This window comes from Amycolatopsis oliviviridis (assembly GCF_014654365.1).
Classification (GTDB): Bacteria; Actinomycetota; Actinomycetes; order Mycobacteriales; family Pseudonocardiaceae; genus Amycolatopsis; species Amycolatopsis oliviviridis.
This window is the reverse complement of the sequence record NZ_BNAY01000001.1, coordinates 913572-928307: the sequence shown is the minus strand read 5'-3', so window position 1 is coordinate 928307 and position 14736 is coordinate 913572. Positions and strand designations below refer to the sequence as shown.

The 14736-nt window shown below is 68.2% G+C and carries 15 protein-coding genes; 5 read left to right on the top strand and 10 right to left on the bottom strand.

Annotated features, from left to right (window positions below; genetic code table 11):
- Position 1 precedes the first annotated feature (1 nt).
- The 4 genes from IE302_RS03895 to IE302_RS03880 all read right to left on the bottom strand — a co-directional run bounded on the left by IE302_RS03895 (position 2) and on the right by IE302_RS03880 (position 3790).
- Positions 2 to 928, bottom strand: coding sequence for a universal stress protein (locus IE302_RS03895; RefSeq protein WP_191251767.1), 927 nt, complete (start codon positions 926 to 928; stop codon positions 2 to 4).
- 153 nt (positions 929 to 1081) lie between these two features.
- Positions 1082 to 1966: an ANTAR domain-containing protein gene (locus tag IE302_RS03890; RefSeq protein ID WP_191251763.1), complete on the bottom strand. Its 885-nt coding sequence runs from the start codon at positions 1964 to 1966 to the stop codon at positions 1082 to 1084.
- Between the two features lie 64 nt (positions 1967 to 2030).
- Positions 2031 to 2714: an ABC transporter ATP-binding protein gene (locus IE302_RS03885; protein ID WP_191251755.1), complete on the bottom strand. Its 684-nt coding sequence runs from the start codon at positions 2712 to 2714 to the stop codon at positions 2031 to 2033.
- Positions 2711 to 3790, bottom strand: coding sequence for an ABC transporter permease (locus tag IE302_RS03880; RefSeq protein ID WP_191251754.1), 1080 nt, complete (start codon positions 3788 to 3790; stop codon positions 2711 to 2713). Before IE302_RS03880 ends, IE302_RS03885 begins: the two co-directional genes overlap by 4 nt.
- 171 nt (positions 3791 to 3961) lie before the next feature.
- Between IE302_RS03880 and IE302_RS03875 the strand changes: the two genes are divergently transcribed.
- Both IE302_RS03875 and IE302_RS03870 read left to right on the top strand, forming a co-directional pair.
- Positions 3962 to 5137: a sensor histidine kinase gene (locus tag IE302_RS03875; RefSeq protein ID WP_229907577.1), complete on the top strand. Its 1176-nt coding sequence runs from the start codon at positions 3962 to 3964 to the stop codon at positions 5135 to 5137.
- Entirely contained in the window at positions 5134 to 5769 is a 636-nt protein-coding gene (locus IE302_RS03870) for a response regulator (RefSeq protein ID WP_191251751.1), read from the top strand. The genes IE302_RS03875 and IE302_RS03870 overlap by 4 nt, the downstream gene beginning before the upstream one ends.
- Positions 5770 to 5876: 107 nt before the next feature.
- Here the strand turns inward: IE302_RS03870 and aztD are convergent, their stop codons facing one another.
- From aztD to aztB, 4 genes are read right to left on the bottom strand one after another with little or no spacing between them, the layout of a single operon-like run.
- Positions 5877 to 7043 (bottom strand): zinc metallochaperone AztD, encoded by a 1167-nt coding sequence (aztD, locus tag IE302_RS03865; protein WP_191251749.1) that lies wholly within the window; start codon positions 7041 to 7043, stop codon positions 5877 to 5879.
- 26 nt (positions 7044 to 7069) lie between these two features.
- A complete protein-coding gene (gene aztC, locus IE302_RS03860) occupies positions 7070 to 7969 on the bottom strand; it encodes a zinc ABC transporter substrate-binding protein AztC (RefSeq protein ID WP_191251747.1) in 900 nt (299 codons plus the stop codon).
- Complete coding sequence (locus IE302_RS03855) at positions 7966 to 9162, bottom strand: hypothetical protein (protein WP_191251746.1); 1197 nt, start codon at positions 9160 to 9162, stop codon at positions 7966 to 7968. The genes aztC and IE302_RS03855 overlap by 4 nt, the downstream gene beginning before the upstream one ends.
- Positions 9159 to 10010 (bottom strand): zinc ABC transporter permease AztB, encoded by an 852-nt coding sequence (gene aztB / locus IE302_RS03850; protein ID WP_191251744.1) that lies wholly within the window; start codon positions 10008 to 10010, stop codon positions 9159 to 9161. Before aztB ends, IE302_RS03855 begins: the two co-directional genes overlap by 4 nt.
- A 48-nt stretch (positions 10011 to 10058) precedes the next feature.
- On the opposite strand from aztB, the gene aztA reads away from it, so the two are divergent.
- Both aztA and IE302_RS03840 read left to right on the top strand, forming a co-directional pair.
- The gene (gene aztA / locus IE302_RS03845) at positions 10059 to 10769 is read left to right on the top strand and encodes a zinc ABC transporter ATP-binding protein AztA (RefSeq protein ID WP_191251742.1); all 711 of its coding nucleotides are present in this window, start codon (positions 10059 to 10061) and stop codon (positions 10767 to 10769) included.
- Positions 10770 to 10892: 123 nt separating this feature from the next.
- Positions 10893 to 12902, top strand: a complete 2010-nt coding sequence (locus IE302_RS03840) for an acyltransferase family protein (RefSeq protein WP_191251740.1) — start codon at positions 10893 to 10895, stop codon at positions 12900 to 12902.
- On the opposite strand, the gene IE302_RS03835 is transcribed toward IE302_RS03840, so the two are convergent.
- The gene (locus IE302_RS03835; RefSeq protein ID WP_191251738.1) at positions 12903 to 13469 is read right to left on the bottom strand and encodes a TetR/AcrR family transcriptional regulator; all 567 of its coding nucleotides are present in this window, start codon (positions 13467 to 13469) and stop codon (positions 12903 to 12905) included.
- Between the two features lie 87 nt (positions 13470 to 13556).
- Here IE302_RS03835 and IE302_RS03830 point away from each other — a divergent pair, with 87 nt between their 5' ends.
- A complete protein-coding gene (locus tag IE302_RS03830) occupies positions 13557 to 14018 on the top strand; it encodes a nuclear transport factor 2 family protein (protein WP_191251736.1) in 462 nt (153 codons plus the stop codon).
- Between the two features lies 1 nt (position 14019).
- Here the strand turns inward: IE302_RS03830 and IE302_RS03825 are convergent, their stop codons facing one another.
- Complete coding sequence (locus tag IE302_RS03825) at positions 14020 to 14703, bottom strand: class I SAM-dependent methyltransferase (RefSeq protein WP_191251734.1); 684 nt, start codon at positions 14701 to 14703, stop codon at positions 14020 to 14022.
- Positions 14704 to 14736 lie beyond the last annotated feature (33 nt).

Sequence of the window (14736 nt, the reverse complement as noted above, 5' to 3'; positions counted from 1 at the left end):
TTCAAGGTCGTGCGTCGACAGGGCCCTCGTCCGGCACCGCGGGCCGGACGACGGCGACCGGGCACTCCGAATGAGCGACCAGGGCCTGGCTCGTCGAGCCGAGGAGCATCCCCTCGAACCCGCCCCGCCCCCGGCAGCCGACGACGACGAGCCAGGCCTCGATGCCGAAATCGAGCAACGTGCGGATGGGGCGCCCTCGGCGTACGACGACCTCGACCGGAACATCCGGGTACTTCTCCTGCCAGGGAGCCACTTGCTCCCCGACCGACTTCCGCTCGTCCGCCTCGATTTCGGCCGGGTCGAGGTCGAGGAGATGCGGCCGGATCTCGCCGTGGTCGATCACTTCCGACCAGGTACGGACGACGGTCAGCCCGGTATCCCGCAGCCTCGCTTCGTCGAAGGCGAACCCGAGGGCGGCTTCGCTGGTGGGAGAGCCGTCAGTACCGACGACGATCCGGCCCTCCTGGGGCAAGGGGCCGTCGTGGCGCCGCCCACGGGCCACCACGACCGGGCAATGACCATGCCGGGCGAGCGAGACCGCCGTCGAACCGATCAACGGTCCGGTGAAACCACCCAGCCCCCGCGACCCCAGCACCACCATCGTCGCCGTCGCCGACTCCTGGATCAGAGCGGGCACCGCGCTCCATTCCCTGACCGCGGTTTCGACGACCAGCTTCGGAAAGCGTTCCAAAACCGCCTTCCGTGCCTCGGAGATCCATTCTTGGCCCTGATGCGCGAACCCCGCTCGGATCTTTTCCTCCGGGGGAAGGACACCCGGCATCTTCGCGACCGGGATCCGGTAGACATGGACCAGCCGGAGCGGCAAACCACGTCGTGAAGCGTCGTCCGCTGCCCACATCGCCGCCGTCTTCGCGGACCGGGACCCGTCGATCCCCGCGACGATCGACCCCTCCGTGGCGACCGGCATCCTTGCTCCTCTCTCCGTGTTCGGACGGCCCCAGTCTCGAACGACACGGCGGTCCGATCGCAGAGGATGAAGTCCCGCGGCGGTCGGCCGTCGGTCCCGTTCACGTGGCGGTCCGGCCCGGTACGAAAGGGCGAAAGTCCCTACCGGCGGGAATCAGCCGGGAAAACGGCCTCGATGGTGATGGAGGTCTTCGAGCGCGTCGAGGGTCGCGGTCCGGCGGTACCAGTGCAGCCAGGCCGTCGTCTGGGAGGCGATCCGGGACAGTTCGTCGCAAGTCGCCTTCGACGGGGCCTGGCCTGAGCGGCGATAGTGAACGGAAACCACGCCTTCGCATCCGTTCGGGCCGGCGAGAGGGATGCTGTACACGGCACGGACGTTCTCCACCACAAGGGATTCGAGCGCCGCTCGATCGAAAATGCCCGACTTGGTGACATCGGTGACCGTGATCGGTTCGCGCACCCGCAAGGCGATGCCACACGCAGTGGCATCGCCTTCGACGTGGGCGAAGTGCTGGAAGAACTCCGCGGAGAAACCCTCGGCCCGCTCCAGTTTGAGGCCCGTCCGGTTCGTCGTCACCGACTGAATGTCACCCTGGGCGGTCTGGGCCCGGTCGGTCACGCGGTCCAGCGCCGCCCACAGCATGCCCGTCGGCCGGATCGTGGACGAGGCGGGAAGGAAGTCGAGTTCCGGCGCGCTCCGCCAGACACGGGGCGGAAACCAGCGCCCGTCCCGCCATGGGCGAGGCGCGACGAGCAACGCCCTGGCCAGCGCGTCAAGGCCCACGTGGTGGCGGAGAGCAGCGGTTCGCAGCGCACGGAACGCCGTCGGGGCGTCAGCCAGTTCGTACCGCGCCATCAGCACACCGGCCGCGTGCTCCAACGTCGCCCGGTCGCGCAAATGCGTCAGGAGGGCATCGATGTCGACCGGCTGCCCGTTGACGGCAGTCGATATCCGTTGGGTCTCGCTGTCGCCCGACATCACTCCAGGCGGTTCGCTGTCGCGCGGCAGCCAGGTGCCAGCCGCATCGAGACACGCCACGAATCCACTATCCGCTTCCCTGAACGACCGAACAAGGCGAATTTCGATCCAAAGGCATCACGACTCAGCCCACCGGCGCGGGGGCGCTCAACCTCCCGTCGTGGACTTCGGCGATCCGGTCCACCGCGGCGAGGTGGACCCGGTCGTGGGTGACCAGCACGGTGGCGGTGGCGCGCTCGTGGGTGAGCCGGGTGATCAGGTCGACGATCGCGGCGCCGCGATCGTGGTCGAGAGCGCTCGTCGGTTCGTCGATCAGCAACACGGTCGGCTCGTTCATCAGCGCACGGGCGATGTTCACCCGCTGCCGTTGACCGCCGGAGAGCTGATGCGGACGTCGTTCCGCCTGCGGCGTGAGCCCGACGGCGTTGAGCAGCTCCATGGCCGCGCCGCGGGCTTTGGCCGGCGCACGGCCGTCGATCCGGGCCATGACCTGAAGTTGCTCGACGGCCGTGAGCGAGGGCAGCAGATTCGGTTGCTGAAAGACGATCCCGATCTTGCGGCGGCGCAGTTCGGTGAGCTCGCCGCGGTTCAGGCCGGTGGTCACGGTGCCGTCGATGTCGACGGTCCCGGCGTCCGGGCTGATGAGGGTCGCGGCGACGGCGAGCAGGCTGGACTTCCCGGAGCCGGACGGCCCGGCGACCGCGATGAGCGCTCCTGCCGGAACCTCCAGGGTGACGTCGTCGAGTGCGGTGAGGCGAGAGTCGCCGTCGGGATAGGTGAGGGTGACGCCGGTCAGGTTCAAGCTCATCGGGCACTCCCCAGTGCGGTCAGCGGGTCGACGGAGGTGATGCGGCGGACGGACAGGGCCGCCCCCAGTGCGCCGAGGAGGATCATCACGGCGGCAGGGACGAGCACGGTGGCCGGAGTCAGCAGGAAAGGCACCGCAGAGCCGGCGACCAGGGCGCCGAAACCGACGGCCAGCCCGGTTCCGACGGCTGTCCCGCCGACGAGGAGCACGACAGCCTGACCGAGCGCGTCCTTCAGCAGAAAGCCCGTGCCGGCCCCCAAAGCTTTGAGGACGGCGATGTCGCCGCTCCGCTGGATGGTCCAGACGGTGAAGAAGGCGCCGATCACGAGTGCGGAGATGGCGAACAGGAAGCCACGCATCAGTTGCAGCGAACCGTTTTCGGAGGTGTAGGAGCCGATCGCGGACAGCGATTCGCTCTTCGAGACCGTCTTCGTGCCCAAGGCGCCGTCAGTGGCCGCGACGTCGGCATCGGTGGTGGTCAGCGCGAGCACGGTCGCGCTCGGCGCGCCACCGGCGGGTGGCGCTGTCCTCGACCAGACGTCGAGGCTTGCCCAGACCACCGGAGTGTGGCTGAACCAGGCGTCCCCCGACACCGTCGCGACCGTCAACGGGTGCCCGGCCACGGAGATGGTGTCCCCGTCGCGGACATCCAGGTCTTCGGCGGCGGACCTCGACAGCACCACCGAGTCGCCGGCGATCGCGCCGCTGTCCGGGGCGAGCGGCGAACCGGCCCGGACGCCGAACACGGAGATCCCGGCGCTGCGGTTCCCGGCGGTGGCCTTGGTGGTGGCGATGCCCAGCGGCTCGGCACCGGTGACGCCCGGGGCCTCGGCCCACTGCCGCCGCTGCGTTTCGGTGAGCGCGGAATTGGCATAGGAGAGGTTCTGTCCGTCGCCAGGAGCGGCGAAGACGATCTTGTCCGCAGGCAGGCCGGTGATCGCGGAGATGTTCTGCTCGCCGAGTCCGGCGGTGAGCCCGGACAACAGGCCGACCAGCAGGGTGATCAGCACGACTACGGCACCCATCAGGGCGAATCGCCCCTTGGCGAATCTCAGGTCTCTCCAGGCGACGAACACGGTTCCGGTCTGTCCTTTCCGGCGGGTGGACTGGGTACCTCTCCACCATCGCCTTCGGGCCCGGCGAGGACATCTGGCCGGAGACCGCACTTCGCGGGCCGGAAGACGGCACGCCGCCTCTACCTTTGGATAGAGGCGCTCCCGGATCCCGCTCCGTAGCCTGGACGCATCGTGATCACCGCGCCTGCCTTGACCCCGACCAGCAGGGTGCTGACCTGGTGTCTGCACCTGCTGCTGTTCGCGCTGCTCGCACTCGCGGCCGTGCGAGCGGTGGCGGTCGGCTCGCCCCGGGCGGCAGCGGTCGTCGCGACGGCACTGACCTGTGCCCTGGTGTACGCGGCAGGCCCGCTCCTGCCTCGCGTGAGGGCGTCGCGGCGAGCCGCCGCGTGGTGGTTGCTCACGGTCGGCGTCGTGTGGTTGGCCCTTCTGGTGCTGACCGCCGACGGCGTGTGGGTCGCCTTCCCGCTGTACTTCCTGCAGCTGCATCTGCTGCCACGCCGCCAAGGCCTGTTCGCGGTGATCGCGACCGCGCTGGCCGCGATCACCGCGTTCGCCGTCCACCAGGGCGCCTTCGTCCCGGCGGCGGCGATCGGCCCGGCCCTCGGCGCCGCGGTGGCGGTCGCTGTCGTCTGGGGGTACCAGGCGCTGTACCGCGAAAGCGAACGGCGCCGGAACCTGATCAAGAAGCTCACCTCCGCCCAGACGGACCTCGCCGAAGCCCAGCACGAGGCGGGGGTGCTCGCCGAGCGGGAGCGGCTGGCCCACGAGATCCACGACACCCTCGCCCAGGGGCTCTCGAGTATCCAGCTTCTGTTGGCCGCCGCCGAAAGAACGCTTCCCGACGACGCCGGGAACGCCGCGCGTTACGTCGAGCAAGCCCGACAGGCGGCCGCGGACAACCTCGCCGAAGCCCGGCGATTCGTCGTCGCCCTCTCCCCTCCCGGGCTCGACGACACCACGCTGGCCGACGCATTGAAACGGTTGTGCGCCACCACCAGCGTCCGGCACCGGATCACCGCGCGTTTCCACCTCAGCGGCACTCCCGTGCCGCTGCCGACCACGCATGAGGTCGCGTTGCTACGCATCGGCCAGGCTGCTCTCGCGAACACCGTCCGGCACGCCGACGCGTCCACCGCCGAGGTCGCCTTGAGCTATCTGGGCGGGTACGTCACCCTCGTCGTCGTCGACGACGGGACCGGGTTCGATCCCGAGCACAGCGGCTTCGGCCTGACCGCGATGCGTAGCCGGGCCGAAGCCCTCGGCGGAACCTTTACCGTCGGATCCGCCGTCGGCCACGGCACCACGTTGTCCGTCCAGTTGCCCGTCGAACCCAAGGAACGCTCGTGACCGAGCCCCCGATCCGTCTCCTGCTGGCCGATGACCACCCCATCGTCCGGGCGGGACTTCGCGCGGTCCTGGAAACAGAACCCGGTCTCGTCGTCACAGCCGAAGCCGCGACGGCCGAGGAAGCGGTGGCCCGCGCCGCGGAAGGTGACATCGACGTCGTGCTGATGGACCTGCGCTTCGGCTCCGGCATGACCGGATCCGAAGCGACCGCGGCGATCACGGCACGGCCGGGCGCGCCGCGGGTCCTCATCGTCACCACCTACGACACGGACGCCGACACCCTGCCCGCCATCGAAGCGGGCGCCACCGGCTACCTCCTCAAGGACGCGCCTCCCGAAGACCTGGCCGCAGCCGTGCGCACCGCCGCGGCCGGACGCACCACGCTGGCGCCGACCGTCGCCGACCGGCTCATGAGTCGCATGCGGATGCCCACCACCGCACTCACCCGACGGGAGATCGAGGTGCTGGTCCTGGTGGCCGACGGCCTGTCCAACCGGGCGATCGCCGACCGGCTCCACCTGACCGAAGGCACCGTGAAGTCCCACCTGGCCCGCAGCTACACCAAACTCGGCGTCGACTCCCGCACCGCCGCCGTCGCCACCGCGACCGACCTTGGCCTCATCCGACGCTGACGGTACATGATGGCCCCCTTCCTTGCGCCTGGCGCAAGGAAGGGGGCCATCATGTACTCGGCAAGCAAGCAGGTGCGCAAGACACGCTTGAGCCTCACCACGAGGCATCAACCGCCGAGCACGCCGCTGACCTCGTTCGGCGTCCCCGAAAGCGTCCCGGTCGCGGTCTTCGTGCCGGACGCGAGATCCACCGAGTGGATCTCCTTCTTGCCGGGATCGGTCACGTAGGCCGTTCCACCCCGGACGAAGATCGCCGGACGCGGCTGCTGCCACTCGAGCGGCTCCTGCCAGGAACCGAGTACGGCGATCTTCCGCGTCACCACCCCCGAAACCGGGTCGATCACGTGGATCTGGCCGTCGGTGGCCAGTACCAGGGCCTCGCCCTGAGGACCACGGGCCAGTGACCGGAACGTGTAACTGGTCCCGAGGTCGACGTGCTTGAGCGTGGCCTTCTCCGTGTCGATCAAGCTCACCCTGTTCGAGCGTTCGAGCTCGGCGTCCTTGTCGACCTTGTAGTCGCCCAAGGTGATCGGAGAGACGTCCGAGCCCGCTTGGTTGCCGATCCGTCCGTAAGCGTCCGGGCTGGTCACCTTGGTGATGACCCCGTTGCGGTAGATCAGCACACCGGTTTCGCAGCCGACGACGACCGCTTCGCCACGTGCGGCGGCCTCACCGTGCACGCCGGGGCACTGCTCGTTGCGCGCGATCTCCTTCTTGTCCTTGTCCAGCACCACGATCCCGGACCGCTTGTCCTCGTTCCCGACCGTGGTGACCAGTTCACCGTTCTCGAGTTCGACGGCCACGCCGTGGTGCGCTTCCGGCGTCTTGTGCTTCGGCGAAGGCAAAGCGGAGGCGCCGATCGTCTTCGGATCGAACACCGTCACCTCGCCGGTCCCGTCGGCGAACAACACCGTCTTGCCCGCGTGCCGGACGACGTGACCCGGTTTACTGGCCTTCACTTCGTTATCCGTCAGCACGGCACCGACGGCATCGAGTACCCGGAACCCGGTCGACGTCGAGACCAGGAGGTGCCGGTCGTTCCCGGCGGGGTTGATCCGGTTGAAGCCCTCCATCGGGAAGTCCTTGGCCACCTTCAAGGTCTTCCCGTCGAGGAGCGCGATTCCCCCGTCATAGGTGACGGCCACCGGGTCCGCGACGACGGGCGCCGCGTCCTTCCGGGCTTCCGCCGCGGGCTGTTCGGTCGCGCAGGCGGCGAGCGCGAGCGTGCTCACCGTCGTCGCCATCAGCGCGACGTATCGGGTGGTTCGTGCCATTTCCTTGTGCCTTTCTTCTGTTCCGCTCAGGAACGGGTCAAACCGGTGGTGATCGATTCGGTGTTGGCGCGCATCATTTCCAGATAGGTGGCCGCACCCTGTCCTGGTTCGCTGAGCGATTCCGAGAACAACGGGGTCACGGCGACATGCAGCCCGGCCTGTTCGGCAAGGACCCGCGCGAGCCGGTCCGGTTGCGAGGAATCGGCGAACACGACCGGCACTCCCGCCGCGCGGACGACGTCGGCGAGCGCCTTCAGGTCCGAGGAACTGGGCGAAGCGAGTGTGGTCCCGCCGGGGATCACCGCACCGACGACTTCGAATCCGTATCGCTGGGCCAAGTACCCGAAGACGTGGTGATTGGTGACGAGTTTCCGGCGCTCGGGCGGGATCCTGCCGAACTTCTCGGTCATCATCGTGTCGAGTGCGTCGATCTCCCCGCGATAGCGTTCGGCGTTGGCCCGGATCACGGCTTCGTCGACCCCGCCGACATGGGCGACGACCTCGTCGGCGATCGCCTTCACCGCGTCGCGCACCCGCGCCGGGTCCGTCCAGAAATGAGGATCCGGTTTGTTCCCCGCGTAGCTGATCGGGTTCGCCCGTTCCCCGGCGGGAAGCGCCGGCACACCGCTCTCCTCGGCGGTGCGGACCGTGCGCAGCATCCCCTCTTCGAGTCCGAGTCCGTTGTAGACGATCAGACCGGCGCGTTCGACCTGGGCCGCTTCCTGCGCGGAGATACCGAAGGAATGCGGGTCGGCGTTCGGCTTCATCAGCACGGTGACTTCGGCCTGATCGCCGACGACGGCGCGGGTGATGTCGCCCAGGATGTTCGTGGTGACGACGACCGACGCGCTCTTTCCGCTGCTCCCGGAACATCCGGCCGCCGCCAGCAGCGCCGCGACGCACAGTGCGAGTACCCGGCGCCTCATCGGCCGGTCTCCACGATGTGGCTTGCCTTGCCGCCGACCTTGAGTGTCCTGGCGCGACGAAGGTCGTCGTTGTAGTCGATCTCGTACACGTCCGCGGAGAGCGGGTCGTTGACGTAAGCGCGAGTCGTGTCGACCTGGATCGACGCACCATCCGTGGCAGCCGCTGCCGGCGGCAGCAGCGGAGTCGCCTTCTGTTCCTTTCCGGTGCCGTCGAACGAGCGCAGCCTTCCGTCCCGGCTCAGGACCAGCAAGGGACCGCCCTCCCCTACGGCGCTCACCGCGGCGACCGGCCCGGTCTCGACGTACTGCCAGCTGCGACGGCCGACGTCCAGTGACCAGACGGCGTTCTCCCCTGCCCGTGCCGCTAGGGTCGCGGCATCCGGTCGGTGGAAGAAGGCGGTAGCCCGTTCCTGCGCGTCGACACTGCGCGGGTAGGGAATCTTCGCGCCGGTGAACGCACCGTCCTTTTCGGTCACGACCAAAGCGCCGTCAGCGCACCCGAACACGACCCCGCGCCGGGTGACCGCTTGTCCCTTCAGGTCCGGGCACGATTCGGGGATGTCCGCCACGGCTTTGCCTTGACGGTCGTGAACGCGCACGCCACGGGCCAGAGGCTTTCCCGGTTCCGCCACCGAAGCGACGATGTGTCCGCCGTAAGGAACCGCGACACCGGCATGCGGTTCGCGCGTGATCTTCCCCAGTTCGGCCACGGTCCCTTTGTCGAGCCGGGCCCGGTCGAGCAACGTCGTCGTACCGTCCGAATAGGACAGGGTGGTAATCGCGGGATCGCTGTACACCGAGGAAGGCTCCTTGCCCGGAGCGACACCGACGTTCCGGACCTTCGCCCGGTAGTAGTGGACGTGGTCGCCGTGGTCGACCATCCAGGAACCGCTGTCGATCACGCGGACCGTCCCGTCGTGCGCGGTCAGGTAGCCGAAGCGGCCGTCACTGGTCAGAGCACGCACTCCGTCGACTTGTCCGGTCTCGTGCACCTCCTCGGTGATCAGGTCCACCACGCGCACGGCCCCCGTTCCGGCGTCGGCGACGATCAGCCGTGACTGCGCCTCGGCCGCCTCTTCGGCACCTTCGACGTAGCCGTGCGGCACCTCGGCGGCCACCTCCTTCGGCTGCTCCCCACCGCACGCCGCCAAGGTCAGCGCCGCGACGACCGCCGTCGCTGCTTTCAGTTTCATCGTGAACTCTCGACCTCCGGGGTCAGGGAACGGAATCGCTGTCGCACGAACGACAAGAGAGCGGAAAGGAAGAACAACAGGACCGCGCCGACGGCGATGGTCGCGCCCGCCGCGGTGCCCCAATGCCAGGACACGAGCAGGCCGCCGACCGTGGCGGCGATGCCGAGCAGCGCCGCGATCAGCATGATCGCGGTGATCCGCCGCGACCAGAACAGCGCCGCCGCGGCGGGGGCGATGAGCAGTCCGAACACCAGCAACGTCCCCACCACGCGGAACGACGCGACGATCGTCAGCGTGACCAGCCCGAGCAGCACCGCGTTGGCCAGGCGAGGACGAAGCCCCAAGGTCTGCGCTTTGCGGACGTCGAAGGTGAGCGCGGTGAACGAGCGATGTCCCAGTAGAGCCACCACGCCCACGACGACCAGGGTGATCGCGAGACCGACCAGGTCACCGGATCCGACTGCGAGCACGTCACCGAAGAGGAATCCGGTGAGATCGACCGCGAACGAGCGCGAATGCGACACGATGATCACGCCGCTCGCGAGCATGCCGACGAAGAGCAGCCCGATCGTGGTGTCCTCGGATAGCCGCCGCGAACGTCCGAGGGCCGTGACGCCGAGCGCCATCACCCCGGCGCTGATCGCGGCGCCGATCAGCAGGTTCACGCCGGTCAGCGAGGCGATCGCCACGCCGGGCAGCATCCCGTGCGACATGGCGTCCCCGATGAAGGCCATGCCGCGCAACACCACCCAGGTCCCCACGACGGCGCACACGGCCGAAACGAGCACCCCCGCCACCAGCGCACGCTGGACGAACGACACCTCGAAGGGAATCAGCAACCACTCCACGCGTCACACTATAGTGGTAATGATTGTCATTATCTGAAAGAGGATGGGATGACCCCGGACACAGCGGCACTCACGATCGACCGCGCACACGCGCACTACGGGCCCCGCGAGGTGCTGCGCGGGATCACCGCCCAGGTCCCCGCGGCCAGACTCACCGCGATAGCCGGAGCGAACGGCGCCGGGAAGTCGTCACTGCTCAACCTGGTGGCCGGCGTCCTGCCGCCGACGAGCGGTTCGGTGACCCGCCGAGATCCGGGTCGCGTCGCCTACGTTACCCAGCAGAGCGAGGTGTCGCAGTCGCTTCCGATCACCGTGCGCGCCACCGTCACGATGGGTCGCTGGGCGCACCGCGGCCACTGGCGACGACTGTCCAAGATGGACCGGAAGATCGTCGGAGATTGCTTGGAGCGACTGGACATCACTTCGATCGCCGACCGGCTGATCGGCACACTGTCCGGTGGGCAACGGCAACGGGCGCTGGTCGCGCAGGGATTGGCTCAACAGGCGGGACTGCTGCTGCTCGACGAGCCGTCGGCCGGTCTGGATCTACGCGCTCGCGAGCTGATCGACGAAGCAGTCCACGCCACACTCGCCGAAGGCACGACGGTCCTGCGCGTCACGCACGACCTCGAAGTGGCGGGCCGGGCCGATCACTGCCTGCTGCTGCGAGACGGTCGTCTCGTCGGCGAAGGCCCTCCTGCGTCGGTGCTGACTCCGGAACGCGTGACCACCGCCTGGGGCCTGCGAACCCGCGTTTAGTCCTCTGAATGCGGCAGCTTTGTCACACTCGGGACTTACTTCACCTGACAGCGGGTACGAAATCACCCAGGGTGACCACCTAGGCTGCCAGGACGTCCGACCATCAGTGTGAGGAAACCGCGTATGGCAACCGCCGGAGCAGCGGAAACGCGCCGCCGCTATCGGCCCGAGTTACAGGGACTGCGTGCGGTCGCGGCATTGCTGGTCGTGGTCTACCACGTCTGGCTCGGCCGGATCTCCGGCGGCGTCGACGTCTTCTTCCTGATCTCCGGGTTCCTGATCACGGGTCAGCTGGTCCGGGCCGCGGGCCGCGGCCGGATCGAGTTCCGTCCGCTGTGGGGCCGGATGATCAAACGGCTGTTCCCGGCCGCGCTGACCGTCCTGCTCGCGGTGCTCGCGCTGGCGATCTGGCTGCTCCCGCAAGACCGGTGGTTCCAGACGATCAAGGAGGTCTTCGCCTCCGCGCTGTACGTCGAGAACTGGCGTCTCGCCGCCGACTCGGTCGACTACTTCGCCCAGCACAACACGGCCAGCGTCGTCCAGCACTACTGGTCACTGTCCATCCAAGGGCAGTTCTACGTCGTGTGGCCGCTGCTGATCGGACTCGTGGCCTTCGCCGCCACCCGGCTGCGGCGCTCGCTCAACAGCACGGTCGCGATCACGCTCGGCGTCCTGTTCGCCGTGTCACTGGCCTATTCGGTGCGGCTGACCGCGACCAACCAGCCGCTGGCCTACTTCCACTCCCTCACCCGGGTCTGGGAGTTCGCCCTCGGCGGCCTGCTCGCCCTCGCCATCGACCGGTTCATGCTTCCCCGGCTGGTCCGGATCCTGCTGGGCTGGATCGGCGTGGCGGGGCTCGTGACCTGCGGGATGATCCTCGACGTCGGCCAGGTGTTCCCCGGCTGGGCGGCGCTGTGGCCCACCATCTCCGCCGCGCTGGTGATCGTCGCCGGGGCGACCGGCAGCCGGGCGGGCGCCGACCGGATCCTGTCGTCCCGGCCGCTGGTGTACCTCGGCAACCTCAGCTACTCGCTGTATCTGTGGCATTGGCCGGTGCTGCTGTTCTACTTGATCGCCCGCAAGCGCGAGGCCGTCGGGTTGCTCGGCGGGGCGGTGGTGATCGGGGTGTCCCTGGTCCTGGCGGCCGCCACGTATCGGTTCGTCGAAGAACCGGTGCGGAAGTCGTCGGTCGGCGAGCGGACGCGCTGGGGCTCCTACCGCTTCGCCGTGCTCGCGTTGCTCCCGGTGCTGCTGGTCGCGAGCACCTGGCAGGTGGTGAGCGCCAAGAAAGCCGATTTCTCGATCGCGCTCGACGACGACCATCATCCCGGCGCGATGGCCCGCGACCCGGAGACACCGAAGAAACCTCTACCCGGCAAGGAAGCCGTGCCGCCGTTGATCGCCGTCCCCAACGACTGGGGCGGCATCGCCGAGGCGCAGTGCACACCGTCCCGGTTCGACCAGATCCTCGAAGTCTGCACCTCCCGCCCGGAGGGCACTCCGACGAAGACGATCGTCGCCGTCGGCGACTCGCATATGCAGCAGTATCTCGCCGCGATCAAACCGATGGCGGAGAAGAACGGCTATCAGGTCACCTTCATGCTCAAGGGAGCCTGCCCGTTCTCCACGACGTCGGACGCGATGCCGGGCGACGCGGGCTGCCTCGCGTGGAACTCCGCGGCACAGAAGGAAATCCTCGCGATGCGGCCCAACGCCGTGCTGACCCTGTCCACTCGCGACGTCCGGGTCGGCCCCACCGAGAAGACCCCGCAGGGTTTCGTCGACCAGTGGAAGGTCCTCGACCGCGCCGGGATCCCGGTCGTGGCGATCCGTGACAGTCCCCGTCCCGGGTTCTCGCCTCCCAGTTGTATCGAAGCCAACGGCGTCAAGGCTCCCGAATGCAGTGTCCCCCGGAAGAAACTGCTCGCCGACCCGCCGTACGAGAAACTCGCGGACATCCCGGCGAACGTCTCGCTGCTCGACTTCAGCGACTACTTCTGCGGCCGTGATCGCTGCCGTCCCGTGGTGGGGAACGTGCTGGTGTACATGGACGACAACCACGTCACCGCCAGCTTCATGACCACACTCTCCCCGGTGCTGGAACGAGGCATGATCAGCGCGCTCGGCTGGTGATCACGGCTTCCCGAGCAGTGCCGCGACGGCGGCGCGTGCCTGCCGGGCCGGAGCCGGGTCGCCGCTGATGCCCGCCGTCACGATGGCACCTTCGGCGAGCAGGTAGACCGGTTCGGTCACCGCCAGCCCGGTGGCCCGCACCCAGGTCTCGATCTGCTCGTGGAAGGCCCGCTTGTGCGTCCGCACTTCAGCCAGCACGGCCTCGGAAGACGGACCGAACTCGCCGTGCGCGTTGATCCAGGCACAGCCGCGGAAACCGGGTTCGGCGAACCAGTCCGCGAGCCAGTCGAAGATCGCGAGCACCCGCTCGCGGGGATCGGCGACCTGCTCCACCCGGTCGGCCAGGCTGCCCCGCCAGCGGCGATCACGCCGTCGGAGCATCGCCACGACGAGGTCTTCCTTCGCCTCGAAGAACCGGTAGATCCGTTTCAGGGAAAGGCCGGACGCCGCGCGGACCTGATCCATGCCGACCGCCTGAATGCCGTTCTCGTAGAAGAGCTTCTCTGCGGCATCGAGCAGGAGTTCGCGGTCCACCCGGTTCTGCTCGTCGGTGACTGCGGCCGGCATCGGAACTCCTTGACGTCGAGAACGGTCGTTCCCTACTCTAGCCGTCAGACGTAGAGAACGCACGTTCTCTACTTGAGGAGGTCAACGATGTCGGAAGATCGCCCGCCCTACCCGCCGTTCACGCGGGAGACGGCAGTGAAGAAGGTCCAAGCCGCCGAGGACGCCTGGAACACCCGCGATCCCCGTCGGGTCGCGTCGGCGTACACACCGGATTCGGTGTGGCGGAACCGGGACACGTTCGTCCAGGGCCGCGAGGAGATCGTCGCGTTCCTGACCGGGAAGTGGGAGCGGGAACAGGACTACGCGCTGCGCAAGAACCTCTGGACGTTCACCGGGAACCGGATCGCCGTCCGGTTCCAGTACGAGTGGCACGACCAGGCCGGACAGTGGTGGCGCAGCTACGGCAACGAACTGTGGGAGTTCGACGAGCACGGTCTCATGAGCCGTCGCGAGGCGAGCATCAACGACGTGACCATCGCCGAAGACGAACGGCGGATCCGCGGCCCCCGCCCGGCGGAGGAATACGGAGCCGATTTCCCGCTCCGGTAGCTCAATCCACGATCGTCGCGATCTCCCACAACCCCAAGGACTTGTCGGCGTAGGCCCCGCCCTCTTCGGTGCAGCCCTCGACCAGCACGGCCAGCGGCTCCGGGAACCCGAACGGCTCCCGGCACAGGTTCAACGGCCTCCAGTCCCCCGTCACGATGTCGGTGTTGGTGCCCAGTTCGGTGAAAGTCGTGGTCAGCAGGTACCGGGAGCCGCTGCGCCGAAGATTGCGCAACGCCCGCTCGATGTCGGCGAAACTCAAGTGCACCAGGCAATCCCGGCACAGCACCAGATCGGCGGTCGGCAGCGGATCGCCGGTCAGGTCGAGGCCCCGGAACTCCCGCACCGGATCGTCGCGGAATCGGGCGGCGTTCGACTCGACCAGCTCGGTGACGATGTCGGCGCCGATGTAGCGGTCCAGGTCGAGCTCCACCTCGCTGAGCCAGCCGAAGTCCCCGCACGGCAGATCGAGCAGGGTGCGCACGCCGAAACGTTCGAGGAGAACCGGCAGCCGCTCGCGGAGTTCCCGGGTCTGTGCGGACTCGGATCCGGGACCGGAAACCGAGGAGGATTCCCACAATCGGGATCGGAAGATGTAGGTGAAACGATCTTGGGTCCCCAGGCTTTCGAGCTCTTCGGCGACCCGACGGAAGTTGACCTGCGCGGTGGTGATCGGTCGTTGGTCCACACCTTCATCGTAGATCGTCTCGTGAGTGGCGAG